This window comes from Corynebacterium sp. MSK008, assembly GCF_030232585.1.
In the GTDB taxonomy this organism is placed as follows: domain Bacteria; phylum Actinomycetota; class Actinomycetes; order Mycobacteriales; family Mycobacteriaceae; genus Corynebacterium.
Map to the genome: position 1 here is coordinate 65,602 of NZ_JASPJX010000011.1, position 18,732 is coordinate 84,333.

Consider the following 18,732-nt stretch of genomic DNA (forward strand, 5'->3'; position numbering starts at 1 on the left):
CTTCTGTGCTGTCCGTATATCTGACTGACGTTTGGCCCAATCGGTTCCATCGTTTCCAAAACTTTTTTATGTCCCCACGTCAGCCCCCTTATATTCAGCGGATTCCATGGCCATGCGGCAGGTGGCGCGTTGCACGACGGTGGGTTCGGCGCGCGTGTGGCAGCCCACGAACAGCTGCACCGTCCCGTTGGGCCAGGTTTTCCACAGCGATTGCGAGCCGTCGCCGGCGCGCTCCAGGTAGGTCACGGAGATGCCGTCTGTGTCGACGAGTTCGACCTCCGGGTCGGTTTCGATGTCGGCGAGGAGTTGGTCGGCCATCGTGCGCGCTGGCAGCTGGTAGAGGTGCTCGACGGCGATCTGCAGACGGAAATTGGGGTCGCTTCCTGTGGCGCGCCACATGTCGTCGTCGGCTTCGAGGGTGAAGCCTGCGGGGAGTTGGACGGTTAAGCCGTCGCGCTCAATGCTTATCGACGTCTGCTCCGCCCGTTCCTCCTCCTGCACAGGAGACGACACTGGTGCTGATTGCGTCTCCGGCGGCTGCGACGGTGACGGTTCCTCCTCCCCCGGCGACTGCGTTTTCCCGCTGGTCAGACCCCAGATCACTGCGGCGCAAGCGAGGGCGACCGCGGCGACGACGGCGGCGATGATCCACACACCGGAGCGCGATTCCTGCTCCGGCGGCGGTGGTCGGTGGAAGGGTTCTGGGGTGTCGTCGGGTGTGGGCGCGACGGGCTGGAGAGGCTCAGTGGTCAGGTCGATGTCGTAGTCGGCGAGTGCGTGTGTGAGCTCGCTGAGGCGTTGTGGGTCGGCTGCGATGTGCACCGGCGCGCCGTGCGGGTCGGGGCCGAGCACGCTGCGGACGGTGCCGGCGATTTCGCGGCTGGTGGGCGCGTCGAAGCGGTGGATGTTGGCTGCACCGGTGATCACGGTGGATGCGTCGGTGGCGGTGATGCGCAGCTCGGTCATGGTGCCTCCGGAAGTTGGACGGTGCCGCGCGCTTCGCCGTGGATCCAGGTGGCGCGGCCGGGTTGTTGCGGGTTGGGTCGCACTCCGAAGATGGCGCCTTCGTCGCGGGTGCCGTCCATGAGCAGCACGTCGGGCTGCAGGTCCTTCAGGGCGGTCAAAAACGGCCCGAACAGGGCGCGCGAGACGCCGCCGAATTTGCGGGCGGCCACGACGTGCAGGCCGATGTCGCGCGCGTGCGGCAGCAGTTCCGCGATCGGCCGGAGCGGTTCTTCGCCGACGAGTTCGTAGTCGTCGATGATCAGGTACAGCTCGGGCCCGCTCCACCAGGACCGCTCGCGCAGCTGCTCCGGGGTCACCTCGGCGCCCGGCAGCCGCGACTGCAGCGTGACGGCGAGCGATTTGGCGGCCTGCGTGATCGCGCTGGTGGATGCGGCGTACGCGGCGACCATGTTCTCGTCGGCGCGGCCGAGGTGCGCGCGCTTCGGGTCGAGCACCACCATCCGGGCGGCCTCGCGGCCCATGTGCTCCACCGCGGCGATTGTGCTGGCGATGAAGGTGGATTTCCCGCAGCCGCCAGCGCCGACGACGAGGATGTGCCCGGAGGCGTACACCGGTTCGAGGGCGGGCCCGCCGATGCCGAGGGGGATCCTTTGGCCGTCGAGAAGCGAGTGCGTATCGACGCCCTCCGGCAGCACCCGCAACCTTTCCACCGGCGCCTGGTCGGCGGTGGTGGCGAGGTGGGCGATGTCCTCGCCGCTGGTGAAGACGAGCTGGACGGTTTTGCCGTCCGGGGTCAGGCCGCGGCCGGGTGTGGCGGGCAGCTTCTCCTGGTGTTTGCGGTTGATCAACGAGTCCATCGGTTCAGCCAGCCGCAACTCGAGGCGGGTGCCGATGAGGTCGCGCACGTTCGGGCGGATCGCACTCCAGCGCTGGGTGGTCACCACGAGGTGGATGCCGGCGTCGGGGCCCTCGGAGGCGATGCGGGCGAGCGGTTCGCGCAGGTCCTCGTCGAGGGCGTGCCAGCCGTCGACAACCAGCATGACAGGCCGCGGGTGGTCGAGGAACCCGGTGACTTCGTCGACGATGCGGCGGGTGCGCTCGGCGTCTTTCATGCTGGCCACGCCGGCGACATGTGGCAGCGCTTCGAGCTCCGGCAGGTCGCCGATGACGTAGACGGCCAATCCCTCCCGCATGTGCGTGGCCACGATGCTTCGCACCGCCATCGTCTTGCCTGTCTGCGGCCCGCCCGCGATGGCGACGTGCCCGCCGGCGCTGTCCAGGTCCAGGTGGAAGGGGGTCTGGCGCTGCTTGAAGGGTTCGTCGATAAGTCCGAGCGCCCCGTCCGTCTGCGCCAGCCGCGGCAGCGGGATGCGCTCCGGCAGCGGCGGCAGCCACACCTGGTGCGCGTGCATGCCGCGGGCATCGGCGACCTCGCGGGCCTTGGCCACCACCGCATCCAGCAGCGTGGTGGAGCGGTCCTCCTCAACGTAAGCGGTGGGCGCCAGTTCGATCTCGTTGCCGGTGAACAGCCGCACGTGCTGCTCGCCGGGGTGCTCCACCACCGTGCGCGTCAGTGGGCCAGAGACGTACGCCGCGCGGAAGCGGGTCAGCTCCATGCCTGCCTTGAGGTAGCCGGACCCGGGCTCGCCGGGCAGCTCGTAGGCATCCGGCACGCCGAGGATTTGGCGGGACTCGCCGGCGGAGAACGTCTTCAAGCCGATGCGGTAGGACAGGTGCGAATCCAGCCCGCGCAGCTTGCCCTCCTCCAGCCGCTGCGAGGCGAGCAGCAAATGCACGCCCAGCGATCGGCCGAGCCTGCCCACCGCCACGAACAGGTCCGCAAAGTGTGGGTGCTGGGTGAGCAGCTCGGTGAACTCGTCGACCACGATGACCAGCGACGGCAGCGTGTTGCCCGCCTTGGTGTAGTCCGTGATGTTGGCGAAGTTGCCCGCTTTGCGCAGCAGCTCCTGGCGGCGGTGCATCTCGCCGGAGATCGCGTCGTACATGCGCTCCACTAGCACCGCCTCGTCCTCCAGGTTGGTGATCACCGCGGCGGTGTGCGGCAGCGACTCGCAGCCCAAAAACGTCGCACCGCCTTTGAAGTCCACGAGTACGAAGTTCAGCTCGTCCGGCGAGTGCGTCGCCGCCAGCGCCACCACCAGGGTCCGCAGCAGCTCCGACTTGCCGGAGCCCGTCGCCCCGATGCACAGCCCGTGCGGGCCCATCCCGCCCAGCGCCGCCTCTTTCAAATCCAGGTACACCGGTGCGCCGTCGGGAGTCGCGCCGATGGGCACGGTCAACTTGTTGCGCACCCCCGGCCACATCGTGTGCGCATCCAGCGCATCGACGTCCGGCACACCCAGCATGGACAGAAAATCCCCGCCAGCCTCGACCGCGCCGTCGGGGCGGCGGTAGAAGCCTAGATGCCTAGCGACGAACTCCGCCTCCGCATCCGTGAACCCATCCGGCACGCCCAGCTGCTCCACCCCCTGCGCCGTGACCGCCTCCAGCACGTCGGTGCAGACCAGGTGGAACGCGTCCGGATCGGCGAAGAAGTCCGGGTCGTCGTGGATGGTCACCACCAGGTCGGAGTCGGTGGGTGCGGGCGAGGCGTGGCCGTCGATAAGCGAGATGCGAAACGCCCCCTCGGAGCGCGCGTGCGGCAGCCACTTCGCCCACGCAAACGGCGCGTCTATGCGGACCTTTTCCGGGCCGTAGAAAAACGCCAGCTGGCACACGATCGAGCGCGCCACATCGGCCGCCGCCGGCCCGGCGAGCGTGATCGCGTCGAACGCGTCGAGCTGGACCAGCATCGGCATGCCCGGCACCGTGCTCACCGCCGCGACGGCACGGCGCAGGCTCACCGCGCACACCGGGTCCAAATCCTCGGGGCTGCCGGGGTCGTCCACATCCACCGGGGTGCACAGCGCGCCCGCACCGGTGCCCAGGCGCACCGTCGGGACGCCTGCACGCTCCCAGATGCGCTCCACCGGCACCGCGGCCACCAGCTCGCCCGGCGCGGGGTGCAGCGCGGTGGCGTGCGTGCGCTGCGTCGCAGCGTTCGCGCGGGCCTTCTTCGCCAGCGCGTCTAGGTGGCGCAGGTAGACGCGGCGGGTCTCGTCGATGTCGCCCTGCTTTTCCTGCGGGTTGAACATGCCGACGAGCCCGAAGAGCATCATCAGCGGAAAAATCAGCATCATCGGGCTCACAGCGCGGCCGGAGGTGGCCATGAGCACCATCACCGCGCCGACTGCCACCACCATCACCACCGGCAGCAGGATTTTTATCACCGGCGGCGACTGCGGCTTTTGCGCCGCGGGCACGGGCTCGGCGCGCAAGGCGCCGGTCGGCGGCGGCGCGGCGTCGATCGCTGCATCGGCGCTACCGGTTGTTGGTGCGAGGACTTGGTCGTAGTCGAGGCCAAGCATCGTGGATTTCCCCCCTTGTGGTTTCTCACAGTTCCCCCGAACTGTGGACGCGCTGTGGATTGTAAGCCATACTGTTTCCCGTCGCGCGGCGAATGGGGGCCGCGCCTGATATTTCGGGGGTTTGAAAGTTGGTTGCAACGTCTGCGCACCACATTGTGCGCGTTACTGTCCGCATCTCGGTTGTGGCGTTCCACCGCGACATCGACGTCACGTTGCCGACGTCGTCGACGCTTTCGGAGGTGCTGCCGGAGCTCGCGCGCCTGGTGGAGCTGCCGGAGGTGCACCGCCCGTGGCAGGCCACCACTGCAGGCGGGGCGGTGCTGGATATGCACACGCCGCTCTACGCACTCAAGCTTCACGACGGCGCTACCGTCGCCCTCCACCCCCAAGAGCCCACGCCCCCGCCGGTCGTGCGCGACGCGGCAGACGCGCTGGCTGGGGCGGCCGAGTCGACGCGGCAGGTGCGCGGGCTGGACGTGGTGGCGACGTTCACAGGGTTTGCGGCGGTGCTGCTGCTGGCGCGGGTGAACGCCTCGTGGCCGGTCGCGCTTGCTGCGGTGGCGCTGCTGGCGTTGGCGGTGGCGTCGATAGGCAGGTCGCGCGCGGCGTTTGCGGCCGTGCCGCTGCTGGCGGGGCTCGCCGCGGGCGCGTGGGTCGCCGGTGGCAGCGGCGATGCAACCTCGCTCGGCCTCGGGGTGCTGGCGGGTTTGCTCGCGGCGGCGGTGGCTGTCGGCGTGGGCGTCGCACTGGGCCTAGCCGGGGCTGCGCAGGTGGCGTTCACCGCCGCGGTCTGCGTGCTGGCCGGCGCCGGCGCGGCCGGCGTGTGGCTGCCCGGCCCGCTCGCCCCGCCCGCGCTGACGGTGCTGACCGGGGTGCTCGGGGTGATGGCCACACCCGGCGCGGCCACGCGCGCGGCCGGGCTGACGGTGCCGCGGGTGCCCACCGCCGGCGAGGAGTTCGACCGCTCCGACGACTACCAGCACGACGTGGACGCCCGCAGCGCCGCAGCTGCAGCCATCGCATCCGCCATCGCGGCGGCGATCGCCGTGTGCTGCGTGCCGGCGCTGCTATGGCTTGGCCGGGCCGGCGGGGCGTGGACGTTCGCGTTCTGCCTAGGTGTCGCCGCCGCGCTTGTGGTCTACGCCTCGCGTCAACACTGGGCGGTGCCGCGGGCGTGCCTGACCGCGGTGGCGCTTTCCGCCGTGGTCGCAGCCGCGGCCGCCGCGGCACAGACCGGGCACCCGGCGTGCATCGTCCTCGCCGCGCTCGCGGCACTTACCGCCGCGGCAACGGTCGCGTGGGCACCGCGCGTGCCGGACGTGGAGCCGACCACCATCGTGTGGTTCGAGCGCGCCGAGATCGCCGCCACCATCGCCGTGATCCCGCTGGCGGTGCACTTAACCGGCCTGTTCGACATGATTCGGGGGCTCTAGCATGCGCAAACTCGCCGCAATTGCCCTGCTCGCGTTCAGCCTCACGCCTGCGCCTGCCTCCGCCCAGGATGTGGCGTGCGCGGTGCCGGCGCTCGTCGCAAAGCCTGCTGCTTTACCCGCGACCGAAGCGCTGCGGAAGTTCGCCACCGGTGCCGGGGTACGCGTGGCGGTGATCGACACCGGCGTCGCACCGCACCCCGAGATCACGCACCTGCGCCCGGGCCGCGACTTCGTGGCCGCGGACGCGCTGCACGACTGCGATAACCACGGCACCGCCGTCGCCGGGATAATCGCCGGGCGCACCCTCGGCATCGCCCCGGACGCGGAAATCATCGCGATCCGGCAGACCTCGACGCACTACCGCGACCTCGACGCCGGCAACCTGCACACGCTCACCGACGCGATCCACAACGCCCTCGACGAGGGCGCGAGCGTGCTCAACATCTCCGTCGTGTCCTGCCTGGAGCCCGGGTTCGCCTCGCGCATCGACACCTCCGGCATCACCGCCGCCCTCCACCGCGCGGAGGCGCAAGGCGCGGTGGTCGTCGCCGCCGCGGGCAACACCGGGCCGGACTGCGAGCCCGGCTTCGAGGTCTTCCCTGCCCGCTTCCCCACCGTCCTCGCGGTGGCCGCGCGCGCCGACGACCACACCATCGCCGACTACTCCCTGCCCGCCGGGTTATCCGCGCCGGGCCATGTGCCGGCGGCACTCGCACCCGGCGGGTGGGCCGAGGGGACGCTGGCCAAAGACGGCGTGCACCCGTACGTGGGCACGAGTTTCGCCACCCCTGTGGTCAGCGGCACGGTGGCGCTGTTGCAGTCGCGCTACCCCGGCATCACCCCGGAGCATGTGCGCTCGCTTATCCGCGCCTCCGCCCAACCCGGCGGCGGCGCCATCAACCCGCTAGCAGCGCTGACCCAACTGACACCCCACGAGCTGGCGGACCGCCCGACCGCCCAGGTACGCGCCGTCGACGCGCAGCCCAGCGCGGCCGTGGGCAGGCTCGGTGTGCTCGCCGGCGTAGCGCTCGCGCTGGCTGCGCTGGTGGTCGCGCTGCGCGCCGCGCTGCGGGGCTAATACGTCGCCGTCATCGCCGCGTCGCGGGTCAGCTCCGCGCCCTCCGGCAGCAGGGCGATGATCTCCCACGGCACCGCTTCGACGTGCGCCGCACCCACGGTTGCCAGGGTTTCCGCATCCGGTGCCCGGTGGCGCAGCCCGTTCGCGGAGACGACGTGGAACCCGTGGCCCGAATCCACCCCGACGGAGCCGCCGTTCAGCCCCGCGAAGTGCGTGGCCACCGACGTGCCGGACAGCTCGATGCCTTCCGGCACCACATCTACGGTGGCCCCGCCGCGGTTTTGGTCCACGCACGCCAAGTGCGGCTCAACCCACCGCGGCCGCTGCTCCGGCAGGCGCAGTTCCTCCTCCGCGTCCGGGTACGACGCCAGGCTCGCACGACTCGCGACGGCGGCCTTCGCCCCGGCGTCCAGCAGCATGGTGCGCTGGGTGCCGGTGATGGGTCGAATCCGGCCGTCCGCGAGCGCCCAGGATGTACCGTCCGCGTCGATGATCTGCGGCAGCGGGTCCGGCAGCGCCGCCGGCGGCAGTTCTTCCAGCGCGGAAATGACCTGCGTCGGCGGCGTCCACCGTGGCGTGTCCGGGGTGATCCCCAGCGCCCGGCGGATCACGCGGCCCTGCGGGGTGTTCGCCTCCGGCAGCAGGCGCCGCCCTTCGGAGGTAACCACCCACTCGCGGGTGGCGTCGGCGGCGAGGACGGCGGCGTCGATAGGCAATGGCTCCGGAGCCTCACCCGCAACCACCGTGATCCTGTCCGCGCCGCACACCGACCAGCTGGCCGAAGGCGCGTCCTCGGGCGCGAACATGCCCGGTGCCGCAACGATGCCCACCGGCACACCCCGGGGCAACTCGGCGAGCTTCTCGTCGCCGATGCGCGCGGGATCAGCCGCCTGGCCGGCGATCAAGCGCGCCGACGCCAAGTTCGTCACCGGGTGCGCCGCCTCCCCCACGCGCACGTACAGCGTGCCGTCCGTGGCGCGCACAATCGGCGCATCTCCCGGGTCCGCGTTCGGCCGCATCCAAGCAAACAGCCCCATTACGCCTGCGATCATCACCACCGCCGCGGTACCGAAAATGGTTGCGCGGCGCCGCGCGGCCAACGGGTCGTGGATCATGCGGATATCCCCGAAAACCAGGCCGTGCTCCATACGACGGCGCATGAACTTGTGCCCCGACACCTGGGCACGCGTGGTTGGCAACAGCTTCGCCATGACAATTCCCCTCCCCCGAGAAAAACACCTGGCGGAAAGCTTACTGCGTCGCGCCCACCTCCGCGAGCGCAAACAGCTCGTCCGAGCCGTTTTCTTGCCCGTCTGCGACCATGTCCTCCAGTTCCGCCTCGCTGAACTGGCTGTTCACCGCGAAGATCGCCGTGGAGCCCTTGCGGTAGACGGGTGTCACGCCGTTAGAGACCCAGAAGTCGCGCAGCATCTCGTACGGCGGGTACTGGTAGTGCCAGAACGGACCGGGGCTGAGCAGGAAGAACTTCACGTTCAAGTTCTCCACCGTCTCGTCGACGAGGTTGTGCTCGCCTTCGCCGATGAAGTCGGCGTTCCAGTACATGATGTCGCCGTTGGTGCCGCGGCCGCCGTTGGGCCACAGGTAGTGACGGTTCAACGTGGGCACGCCGTTGTAGGCGTACATCCAGGAGTAGCCGTCGGCGGGGTCGCCTGCGGTCAGGCCCTCCCAGGCGGCGGGTTGGGCGGCTAGCCAGTCGAAGGCTTCAAGGTCGTCGGCATCGACCATGCGGTCGCTGACGCGGGCTGCGGCGTAGGTTTTCTCGGCGCCGTGGTCGGTGTGCTCGCGCATCATCGGGATCGCCGCGGAGGCGACGATGCAGGCGACGACGATGCTCGCGATTGCGGAGGTGCGCTCGCCTTTCGCATAGCGCTTAGCGACGGGCGCTGCCGTGACCACGCGAATCCCCGCCGCCACGGCAATAGCTGCCGAGGCCGTGACAGCCATGACCACCGGCATGATCAGGCGGTGGCCGGTGCTGTAGTGCAGGTTGCCCACGTAGTCGAGCAGGCGGCCCAGCGTGTTGCCGAACGGCTCCAGGGCATTGGCGGTGATAGCCAGGGACACCGCGTAGAAGAGCACCGGCCAGATTTGGCGGCGCCACAGCAGGCACACCACCGCACCCGCGGCGGCGAGCCAGAGCAGCACGGTGGAGTCGTACGCCGGGAAGAACTGCAGCACGTGGCGGGTCTCCATCCGTGCTGCTGTGCCCCACGCCCCGCCGACGCCCAGGGTTTCCTCCGGCCGCCAAGACGCCACCTCGCCCGCCTGGGCGGAGCCGGCGAGCACCTGCGGGACGAACATGGCAACGCCGGCGACGGCCGGCAGCGCGATCCACAGCGTGTCCGTCAGGCGGGTGCGCTCCGGGGAGATCAGTGTGGAGGTTAGCCAGTAGAACCCGACTGCGAGCACGACGATGGTGACTGCGGACGGGTGCACGCACAGCACCGCCACGAACGCGAGTGCGGCGGGCAAGGCGCTGGCGCGCCTGCGCGGCACGGTGATAAGCAGCCACGTCACGGTGCCGGTGAGCGCCACGGCGAACAGGTAAGGCCACATGCCCACGTAGTCCGGGATCCAGAACAGCTGCGGGGCGGCATACCCCATGACCGCGGCGAGCGCCGCGGCGATCTGCGCGGTTATCCCGGTGGAGCGCAAGAACGCGAACACCAGGCACGCGAGCGTGGCCGGCAGCGCCAGCGCGGGCAGCACAGCAGAGGCGATGTTTAGCGCCGGGATGGGGTCCAGGCCCGCCGTCTCGCCGAACAGCGCGACCCCTGCGTGGTAAGCGGACGGGTAGAACAGCTTCAGCTGGGATTCCACATTCTGCAGCTCACCCATGCGGGTGGCGGAGGCGATGCCCTCGTCCATGATGAAGCGCACCAGGTTGGCGTGCCACTGCACATCCCACCCCTGGACGATGTTGTAGACGCCGTTGGGCATCCGCTCCAGCCAGTGCAGCCGTTCCGAAGCGGCCATGAACGCGCCCACCCCGACGCCTACGGCGGGCAGCACCCAGTACGGGTCGGCGATGCTTTCCTTGCGCACGTCGCCGGGAAACAGCGCCCGGCGCCAGCTCACGGACCCGCCACGGCGCGCGCGTCGCACGAACATGAACCGCCACGCAGCGGCCGCCATGACTGCTACGACCATGCTCACGCCGAAGGTCCACAGGTTGTACGGCGCGCTGGTCAGCCCCCAGAACCAGGAGGTCACGCCGAACAGGCCGAAGGTCACCGGCAGCGCCGCCGCACCGGCGGCCGGCGTTTTCATGCCGGCGACCCAGGACAACACGAAGCCGGGGAGGGTGAAGAACACGACGGCGAACCACGCGGCTGCGACTGTAGTCATGGTGGTTATGGCACCTCCCGGTTCTGATGTAACCCAAGCATGCTACATCTCACGGGTGGCTCTGGTCGCTTCGGCGCGCGCCGCCAGTTCGGCATCCGCCGGGTACTCCACCCCCACCAGGGTCAGGCCGCGGGCGGGGGCGAGGGGGACGTCGGGCGAGCGGGCGTCGAGAAGCAAAAGCTCCTCCGGCCACTCGGGCGCGCGCCTGCCTTCGCCGACGGTGAGGCAGGTGGCCACGAGTGCGCGGACCATGTTCCAGCAGAACGCGTCGGCGGTGATCCGCGCCTCGTAAAGCCGCGGCTCGACTTCGCGCCAGGTGAAGCTGTGCACCTCGCGGATCGTGGTGCCGTGCTCCTTCGGGCGGCAAAACGCGGCGAAGTTGTTCAGCCCCACCAACGCGTCGGCGCACGCCTGCACCGCGCCCAAGTCCACGGGTTTCGGCCACACGGCGGTGTCGCGCGCGCGGGTGGGCACGGCACCCGCAGGGTGGGTGGTCACCCGGTAGCAGTAGGTGCGGGTCAGGGCGGAAAAGCGCGCGTCGAAGCCTGCCGGGGCTTGGGTGACGTCGAAGACGCGGACGTCTTCAGGCAGCAATTTTGCTAATCGACGCACCAGCCGCCCCGGATCCCCCTCAATCGAGCGCCGGTTGAGCGACTCCCCCGGAATGTCCGCGTGCGCGACCTGGCCGGCAGCGTGCACGCCCGCGTCGGTGCGGCCGGCTACGGTGAGCGCCACGCCGGTACGCAGCACGAGCGACAGCGCATCCTCGATGGTCTGCTGGACAGTGCGCAGGTCGCCCTTTTGGCGAGCCCAGCCGTGGAAGTCGGTGCCGTCGTAGGCGATGTCCAGGCGCAGGCGCAGCGTGTCGTCCATGGTGAGGCATTGTATCGCCGGAAATGGTGCGCACAGCAAAGCGCCCGGGGGCACTGACGTTGCAGTACCTCCCGGGCGCTCGGCGCAAAAGGGAGTGTAGCTTTCGGCTACTTCTCCTCTGCGGTCTCCTCGGCCGGAGCCTCGGTGGTCTCCTCAGCCGGAGCCTCTTCAGCCTTGGCCTCCTCGGCCTGGCGGGAAGCGGCGGCGCGTGCTGCGCGGGTTGCCTCGGAAGACACGGTCTCCTCGAGCACCAGAGAGATCTGGGTCATCGCAGCGTTGTCGCCGGCACGGTTCTCCAGCTTGATGGAGCGGGTGTAGCCGCCATCGCGGTTGGCGAACTTCGGTGCGAGCTCGTTGAACAGGTAAGCAACGACTTCCTTGTTCGGCAGCTCAGCGGCCACGGCGCGGCGGTCAGCCACGGTGCCCTTCTTCGCCTTGGTGATCAGCTTCTCGGCGTACGGACGCAGCATGCGTGCCTTTGCGTCCGTCGTCTTGATTGCGCCGTGCTCGAACAGGGCCAGGGCCAGGTTGGACAGAATGTGCTTCTGGTGGCCGGCCGAGCCTCCGAGACGGGCGCCCTTCTTCGGGGTAGGCATTTTCGTACTCCTCGTGTGCGGTTAATTGAGCGCGTGCTCTGTGGTGTTACTCGGTCTCGTCCGCGCTGGTGTCGACGTAGTCGCCAGTCTCGGCGTCATAGCCTTCGATCTGGGTCGGGTCGAAATCTTCCGGAGCGTCCTTCAAGGTCAGGCCCAGGTTGGCGAGCTTGATTTTGACCTCGTTGATGGACTTCTGGCCGAAGTTGCGGATATCCAGCAGGTCCGACTCGGTGCACTCAGCGAGCTCACCGACGGTGTGGATGTCCTGGCGCTTCAGGCAGTTGTAGGAGCGAACGGAGAAGTTCAAGTCCTCGATCGGCGTGGAGTACGCGGCGATGTACTCGGTCTCCTGCGCCGACGGGCCGATCTCGATGCCCTCGGCCGCGGTGTTCAGCTCGCGCGCCAGGCCGAAGAGCTCCACCAGGGTGGAACCGGCCGACGCGAGGGCGTCACGTGCGGTCATGGAGTTCTTGGTCTCCACGTCGATGATCAGCTTGTCAAAGTCGGTGCGCTGCTCAACACGGGTCGCCTCAACCTTGTAGGCGACGCGGGTGACCGGCGAGTAGATCTGGTCGACCGGGATGCGGCCGGCCTCACCGCCGGAGTTGGGCATGGCCGGGACGTAGCCGCGGCCGCGCTCGACAACAAGCTCCATCTCGAGGCGAGCCTGCTCATTCAGCGACGCGATGTGCAGATCCGGGTTGTGGATCTCCACACCAGCCGGCGGCTCGATGTCGCCGGCGGTGACGTCGCCAGGGCCCTCAACAGCAAGCTGCATGACAACCGGCTCGTCGGAGTCGGAGGACAGGACGATGTCCTTGATGTTGAGGATGATCTCAGAGACGTTCTCCTTGACGCCGGTGATCGTGGTGAACTCGTGGAGCACACCGTCGATCTTGATGGAGGTCACGGCTGCGCCCGGGATGGACGACAGCAGCGTGCGGCGCAGAGAGTTGCCCAGGGTGTAACCGAAACCAGGCTCGAGCGGCTCGATGATGAACTTCGAGCGGTTGGTGTCGATGTACTCCTCGGTCAGTTCAGGACGCTGAGAGATGAGCATGAACTTCTCCTTTGTCGGCTCCCGCTATATGAAGCCGGTAGGAACGGATATGTGGAAGATTTTCGAGCACCGGCCGAACACGTCGGCAGTGCGCGGGGTGAAGCAAACGAAAGTTTACTTCGAGTAGAGCTCGACGATGAGCTGCTCCTGCAGCGGAACGTCGATCTGAGCGCGCTCGGGCAGCTGGTGCACGAGAATGCGCAGGGTGTCCGGAACGACCTGCAGCCAAGCCGGGACGACGGCGTCGAGCAGGTTGTCCTGAGCCTCTTCGAACCACAGCATGTTGCGGGACTTGTCGCGGACATCGATGATGTCGTACTGCGTCACCGCAAACGACGGCACGTTGATGTGCTTGCCGTTGACGGTGAAGTGGCCGTGGGAGACCAGCTGACGTGCCTGACGGCGGGTCTTAGCCAGACCAGCGCGGTAGATCACGTTGTCCAGACGGGACTCCAGCAGGATCAGCAGGTTGTCGCCGGTCTTGCCCGGACGACGGTTCGCCTCTTCGTAGTAGCGACGGAACTGCTTCTCCATCACGCCGTAGGTGAAGCGAGCCTTCTGCTTCTCCTGCAGCTGGAGCAGGTACTCGGACTCCTTGATGCGAGCGCGGCCAGCCTGCCCCGGGGGGTACGGGCGACGCTCGAAGGACATGTCGCCGCCGACGAGGTCGACGCGGAGGCGACGGGACTTACGGGTAGCAGGGCCGGTGTAACGAGCCATGTCTCTTTACCTCTTTCCTTTCAGCCTTAAACGCGACGACGCTTCGGCGGACGGCAGCCGTTGAACGGCTGCGGCGTCACGTCGGAGATCGAAGACACCTCCAGGCCGGCGGCCTGGAGAGAACGGATTGCGGTCTCGCGGCCGGAGCCCGGACCCTTGACAAAGACGTCAACCTTCTTCATGCCGTGATCCATTGCCTTGCGGGCAGCGTTCTCGGCAGCCATCTGCGCGGCGAACGGCGTGGACTTACGGGAGCCCTTGAAGCCGACGTGGCCGGAAGACGCCCAGGAAATCACGTTGCCCTGCGGGTCCGTGATGGACACGATGGTGTTGTTGAAAGTGGACTTGATGTAGGCGTGGCCTGCGGCCACGTTCTTCTTGACGGCGCGGCGTCCGCGACGCGCGCCGGAACGAGTCTGAGCAGCCATAGGTTACTTCTTCTTTCCTGCGATGGTCTTCTTCGGGCCCTTGCGGGTGCGCGCGTTGGTCTTGGTGCGCTGGCCGCGGACGGGCAGGCCACGACGGTGGCGCATGCCCTGGTAGGAGCCGATCTCAATCTTGCGGCGGATATCTGCCTGCACCTCGCGGCGCAGATCGCCCTCCACGGTGTAGGAAGACTCGATCGCGTCGCGCAGCGCGGCGAGCTGATCGTCGGACAGATTGTCCGTGCGCAGGTCCGGAGAAATACCGGTCTTCTCGAGCAGTTCCTTGGCTCGGGTTGCACCGATGCCGTAAATGTAGGTGAGTGCGATCTCCATGCGCTTGTTGCGCGGGAGATCAACACCAGCTAGACGTGCCATGAGGTACGTGCCTTTCGGGTTGTTACGGTGGTTTTCTCCCCACCCGTCCACGCCAAACAACGCTTTGTCCGGGCCGTGCCGGAGAGTGGGTTGAGATTACGCGCGGCTCCAGCCACCGTGGCCAGAGGTGCACGATCCGCCGTGAGGGCGGATCTGGGTGAGGAGGCTGAAATGCTTACTTGTAGCGGTAAGTGATACGCCCGCGGTCCAGGTCGTAGGGGGAAAGTTCCACCACGACGCGGTCCTCCGGGAGGATGCGGATGTAGTGCTGGCGCATCTTGCCACTGATGTGGGCGAGAACCTCGTGCCCGTTGTCCAGTTCGACCCGGAACATCGCGTTCTTCAGGGGCTCGACAATGCGGCCCTCAACCTCGATTGCGCCTTCTTTCGCCATACACTCCACTTCCTACGCCGCCTGAAAGTGCAGGCAGCAGACGTTTTTACCGGTTACATGTGGCGCTCGTGCAGGCGTGCACAAACACCGCTGGACTACATTAGCCATTTACCTGCGAAAACGCAAAAAGCCCCAGCGGTTGCCGGGGCTTATCTCGGATACGGGTTAGAACACGTAGACCTTGTCGCCGATCTGCAGGTCGTTGAAGTAGCGCTCTGCGTCGCCGCGCCACATGCGCACGCAACCGTGGGAGAGGATGTTCGGGTCGCCCTGGTGGAAGGCGATGCCGTTGTAGGTGAAGTAGGTGGCGTACGGCATCGGCGCGTTGCCGAACTCCCAGGAGATTTCGTCTTTGACCTTGCGGTTGACGTAGAACGTGCCGCGCGGCGTCTCGTAGCCGGGCTTGCCCGGGCCGATCAGGCCGGACTGGTAGTACATGACGCCGTTGTTCTGCAGCCAAGAGCGGCGGCCATCGATGTCTACACACGCCTTCGCGTCAGCCGGGCACGGGCCGTAGTTGAAGTCGCCGCGCGGGTTCTGCTGCGGCGCCGGCGCAGGTGCCGGGGCCGGGGCCGGCTTCGGGGCCGGCTTGGGCTTCGGGGTCTTCTCGGCGATCAGGCCAGGGAAGAACGTCTCGACAATCTCGTCGATACGCTTCTTCGCCTTCGCCGGCAGCTCCGGGTCGATGGCGGCCAGTCCGTCTGCCTGCTGGCGCAGGCCGTTGCGGATGTTCCACGCGGCATCGCGCGCGGACTTGTCCAGGTTGCTCAACGACGAAGTGGCCTGGTTGGTCAGCGAGTCCAGGCTGGACATGGCAACCGGATTCTGCCCAGGCGCGGCCTGAGCGGAAACCGGAGCTGCCAGGGAGGCGACGACACCGAGGCCGGCAGCGAAGGTGGTTGCGCGTCGCTTCAGCGGCGACTGCTTTGCGTGGCGGGGACGGTAAGACATGGCGGAAGTATAACCTCCCTGCCATGAAACGCACTACAACGCGCCAGAAAACTACACGCGCGGCGTAAGAATTCTCGGGCCCTCGGCGGTCGCGGCAACGGTGTGTTCCCAGTGGGCGGCAGGCGCGCGGTCCACCGACACCACCGTCCATTCGTCCTCCAGCACCTCGGTGTCCACTTCCCCACCGAGGATCAGCATCGGCTCGATAGCCAGCACGGATCCTTCCTGGATCACGGGCCCTCGGTTCGGCTTGCCTTCGTTGGCCAGGTACGGCTCCTCGTGCATCGTGCGGCCGATACCGTGGCCCCCGTAGCCGTCGACGATGCCTAGCTCCACCCCGAAGCGCTCCTCGGCAGCAAAGGTGGCCAGCTCGAGGGCGTGGGAGACGTCGGTGAGCTTGTTGCCCGGGACCATCGCCTTGAGCCCTTCCGCGAGCACCCACTCGGTCGCGCGGTTCAAGGCGTCGATTTCGGGAACCAGCTCACCGACGCCGAAGGACCACGCACTGTCGCCCACCCAGCCATTGAGCGTGGCGCCGCAGTCGATGGAGACCAGGTCTCCTTCTTCGAGCACAATGCTTGACGACGGAATCCCGTGCACGACCACCTCATTCACCGACGCACAGATGGAGCCGGTGAAGCCCTGGTAGCCCAGAAACGTCGGGATCGCGCCGTGATCGCGGATGACCGTCTCGGCCACCTTGTCGAGGTCGAGCGTGCTTACACCCGGCTTGGCGGCGGCGCGGACCTCCTGCAGGGCGATGCCGACGATGCGCCCGGCGGCCTCCATGGCGTCGAGCTCTTCCGGCGTTTTGGCCGCGATCTTGCGTTTTCTGAAAGCCATGTACGTGGTGGTCCTTTGGGTCGTCGATAGGCAAAAAGCGAAAGGCCGGTGCGAACACACCGGCCTTCACACTGGGCGTGCTACTTGCCCAGCGCCTCCATGGCGCGCTGGTTGATCTCGTCCACGTCGCCGACAGCGTCGATGGAGATGATCTGGTCGCCGTAGTGCTGGATCAACGGAGCGGTCTCGTCGCGGTAGACGCCGAGACGGGTGCGGATGGTCTCCTCGTTGTCGTCCGCGCGGCCGCGGGCGAGCATGCGCTCGACCACCACGTCCTCGTCGACAACAAAGTTGAGCACGCCGTCGAGCTTCTCGCCCTTCTTGCCCAGCAGCTCAGTGAGGATCTCGGCCTGCTCCACTGTGCGCGGGAAGCCGTCCAGCAGGAAGCCGTCCTTCGCGTCATCCTGGTTCAGGCGGTCTTCGACCATGCGCGCGGTGACGTCGGTAGGCACAAGCTTGCCGGCGTCGATGTAGCTTTTCGCCTCAACGCCGAGCGGGGTGCCCTCGCCAATGTTGGCGCGGAACAGATCGCCCGTGGAGATGTGCGGCACACCGAGCTTCTCGGAGAGAATCGCGGCTTGGGTGCCCTTGCCGGCACCGGGAGGGCCAAGGAGAACGAGACGCATTATCGCAGAAGTCCTTCGTAGTTGGATTGCAGGAGCTGGGATTCAATTTGCTTGACCGTGGTCAGGGCCACGGAGACCATAATCAGGATCGCGGTGCCGCCGAACGCACTCATGCCCATCTGGCCCGAACCGGTGATACCGGCGTCCATGGCCAAGTTCGGCAGAACGGCGATCAGGGCGAGGTAAATGGCACCGACGAACAGCAGACGGTTCATCACAAACGCCAGGTACTCCGCGGTCGGGCGGCCCGGACGGATGCCCGGGATGAAGCCGCCGTACTTCTTCATGTTCTCCGCCTGATCCACCGGGTCGTACTGGATGGAGACGTAGAAGTAGGAGAAGAAGATGATCATCACCACGTAGGTGAGAATGTACTGCCAGGAACCCGGGTTCTGCAGCCACGCCATCACGTGGTTCATCCACCAGTTGTCCGGCGGAGTCGGGTTGTTCATGGTAACGATCTGGGTGATCAGCACCGGCACATACATCAGCGAGGACGCAAAGATCACCGGGATCACGCCGGCCTGGTTCACCTTCAGCGGCAGGTAGGTCGAGGACCCGCCGTACTGACGGCGACCCACCATACGCTTGGCATACTGCACCGGGATGCGGCGCTGGCCCTGCTCGATGAACACGATGCCGATGACCAGCGCGATCAGCGCCAGAATAACCAGGGTCAGAGTGACCGCTCCGGACTGCTGAAGAATGAACGCACCCTCGGACGGAATCTGGGTGGCGATGCCCGCGAAGATGAGCAGGGACATGCCGTTGCCGACACCCTTTTCAGTGATGATCTCGCCGAGCCACATGATCAGCACCGCACCGGAGGTCATGACAATGATCATCATCAGAAGCGTCCAGATGTTGCGGTCCTCAACCAGCACCGGCATGCCCTGGCCGAGCAGCTGTTCGCGGTCCGCTAGCGCCACAATGCCGGCCGACTGCAGCAGTGCCAGCGCCACCGTGAGGTAGCGGGTGTACTGCGTCATCTTCGCCTGGCCGGACTGGCCTTCCTTCTTCAGCTCCTCGAACTTCGGGATCACCACGGTGAGCAGCTGCACGATAATCGAGGCCGTAATGTACGGCATGATGCCGATGGCGAAAATGGAAAGCTGCAGCAGCGCGCCACCGGAGAACAGGCCGATAATGGAGAACATCGTCGCCTGGTCGCCGCGGGAGATTTCCTCCAGGCGGGAGTTGATTAGCGCGTAGTCCACACCCGGAGTGGGGATCTGGGCGCCGACGCGGTACAGAAACATCAGCGCAAGGGTGATCAGGATCTTCTTGCGTAGATCCGGGTCCTTAAACGCCTGAGCAATAGCGGACACAAAGCCTCCTGGCCCCCGCCGCGCCACGGACGGGAGGTAGTGGACATTCGACTCCTCGCGCAGGTTTCGCGGGCATACGAAAACCGGCGGGGCGGTCTTTTGACCCCACTACACTAACAGCCCCCGGTAGAAAGTTGATATTTCAGGTTCGGTTAGGGCCACTTTCCCAGGCTCCCCCAAGGCGGCCTGCTGACACTTCGCGGCGGAATCCGTCAGGCGGGCCCTATCGGCCCAGGTCGGCGCAAACGGCCGCCGTAATGTGTCAGG

17 protein-coding genes are annotated in these 18,732 nt (G+C 67.2%); 2 read left to right on the forward strand and 15 right to left on the reverse strand.

Annotation, left to right across the window (positions count from 1 at the left end; translation table 11 throughout):
• Positions 1-66: 66 nt before the first annotated feature.
• Both QP996_RS09650 and eccCb read right to left on the reverse strand, forming a co-directional pair.
• Positions 67-966 carry a type VII secretion-associated protein gene (locus QP996_RS09650; RefSeq protein ID WP_284872427.1) on the reverse strand — a complete coding sequence of 300 codons (900 nt, stop codon included), beginning with the start codon at positions 964-966 and terminating at the stop codon, positions 67-69.
• Positions 963-4,394, reverse strand: coding sequence for a type VII secretion protein EccCb (gene eccCb, locus QP996_RS09655; RefSeq protein ID WP_284872428.1), 3,432 nt, complete (start codon positions 4,392-4,394; stop codon positions 963-965). Before eccCb ends, QP996_RS09650 begins: the two co-directional genes overlap by 4 nt.
• Before the next feature lie 155 nt (positions 4,395-4,549).
• On the opposite strand from eccCb, the gene eccD reads away from it, so the two are divergent.
• Both eccD and QP996_RS09665 read left to right on the forward strand, forming a co-directional pair.
• Complete coding sequence (gene eccD / locus QP996_RS09660; RefSeq protein WP_284872429.1) at positions 4,550-5,827, forward strand: type VII secretion integral membrane protein EccD; 1,278 nt, start codon at positions 4,550-4,552, stop codon at positions 5,825-5,827.
• A 1-nt stretch (position 5,828) separates the two neighbouring features.
• Positions 5,829-6,905 (forward strand): S8 family serine peptidase, encoded by a 1,077-nt coding sequence (locus QP996_RS09665; protein ID WP_284872430.1) that lies wholly within the window; start codon positions 5,829-5,831, stop codon positions 6,903-6,905.
• On the opposite strand, the gene eccB is transcribed toward QP996_RS09665, so the two are convergent.
• From eccB to secY, 13 genes are all read right to left on the reverse strand, one after another.
• A complete protein-coding gene (gene eccB / locus QP996_RS09670) occupies positions 6,902-8,116 on the reverse strand; it encodes a type VII secretion protein EccB (RefSeq protein WP_284872431.1) in 1,215 nt (404 codons plus the stop codon). The genes QP996_RS09665 and eccB overlap by 4 nt on opposite strands.
• 40 nt (positions 8,117-8,156) lie before the next feature.
• The gene (locus QP996_RS09675; RefSeq protein WP_284872432.1) at positions 8,157-10,274 is read right to left on the reverse strand and encodes a DUF6541 family protein; all 2,118 of its coding nucleotides are present in this window, start codon (positions 10,272-10,274) and stop codon (positions 8,157-8,159) included.
• A 42-nt stretch (positions 10,275-10,316) separates the two neighbouring features.
• Positions 10,317-11,147, reverse strand: a complete 831-nt coding sequence (gene truA / locus QP996_RS09680; RefSeq protein WP_284872433.1) for a tRNA pseudouridine(38-40) synthase TruA — start codon at positions 11,145-11,147, stop codon at positions 10,317-10,319.
• A gap of 107 nt (positions 11,148-11,254) precedes the next feature.
• Entirely contained in the window at positions 11,255-11,743 is a 489-nt protein-coding gene (gene rplQ / locus QP996_RS09685; protein ID WP_284872434.1) for a 50S ribosomal protein L17, read from the reverse strand.
• Positions 11,744-11,789: 46 nt separating this feature from the next.
• On the reverse strand, positions 11,790-12,803 hold the full coding sequence (locus QP996_RS09690) for a DNA-directed RNA polymerase subunit alpha (RefSeq protein WP_239217647.1): 1,014 nt from the start codon (positions 12,801-12,803) through the stop codon (positions 11,790-11,792).
• A gap of 114 nt (positions 12,804-12,917) precedes the next feature.
• On the reverse strand, positions 12,918-13,523 hold the full coding sequence (gene rpsD, locus QP996_RS09695; protein ID WP_284872435.1) for a 30S ribosomal protein S4: 606 nt from the start codon (positions 13,521-13,523) through the stop codon (positions 12,918-12,920).
• Positions 13,524-13,549: 26 nt separating this feature from the next.
• Positions 13,550-13,951: a 30S ribosomal protein S11 gene (gene rpsK / locus QP996_RS09700; RefSeq protein ID WP_063937554.1), complete on the reverse strand. Its 402-nt coding sequence runs from the start codon at positions 13,949-13,951 to the stop codon at positions 13,550-13,552.
• A gap of 3 nt (positions 13,952-13,954) precedes the next feature.
• On the reverse strand, positions 13,955-14,323 hold the full coding sequence (rpsM, locus tag QP996_RS09705; protein WP_034997293.1) for a 30S ribosomal protein S13: 369 nt from the start codon (positions 14,321-14,323) through the stop codon (positions 13,955-13,957).
• 175 nt (positions 14,324-14,498) lie between these two features.
• On the reverse strand, positions 14,499-14,717 hold the full coding sequence (gene infA / locus QP996_RS09710) for a translation initiation factor IF-1 (protein WP_019193979.1): 219 nt from the start codon (positions 14,715-14,717) through the stop codon (positions 14,499-14,501).
• A gap of 165 nt (positions 14,718-14,882) precedes the next feature.
• On the reverse strand, positions 14,883-15,668 hold the full coding sequence (locus tag QP996_RS09715; protein WP_284872436.1) for a L,D-transpeptidase: 786 nt from the start codon (positions 15,666-15,668) through the stop codon (positions 14,883-14,885).
• Positions 15,669-15,719: 51 nt separating this feature from the next.
• Positions 15,720-16,511 (reverse strand): type I methionyl aminopeptidase, encoded by a 792-nt coding sequence (gene map / locus QP996_RS09720; RefSeq protein ID WP_284872437.1) that lies wholly within the window; start codon positions 16,509-16,511, stop codon positions 15,720-15,722.
• Positions 16,512-16,591: 80 nt separating this feature from the next.
• Positions 16,592-17,137, reverse strand: a complete 546-nt coding sequence (locus QP996_RS09725; RefSeq protein WP_239217643.1) for an adenylate kinase — start codon at positions 17,135-17,137, stop codon at positions 16,592-16,594.
• Positions 17,137-18,465, reverse strand: a complete 1,329-nt coding sequence (gene secY / locus QP996_RS09730) for a preprotein translocase subunit SecY (protein ID WP_284872438.1) — start codon at positions 18,463-18,465, stop codon at positions 17,137-17,139. The genes QP996_RS09725 and secY overlap by 1 nt, the downstream gene beginning before the upstream one ends.
• Positions 18,466-18,732 lie beyond the last annotated feature (267 nt).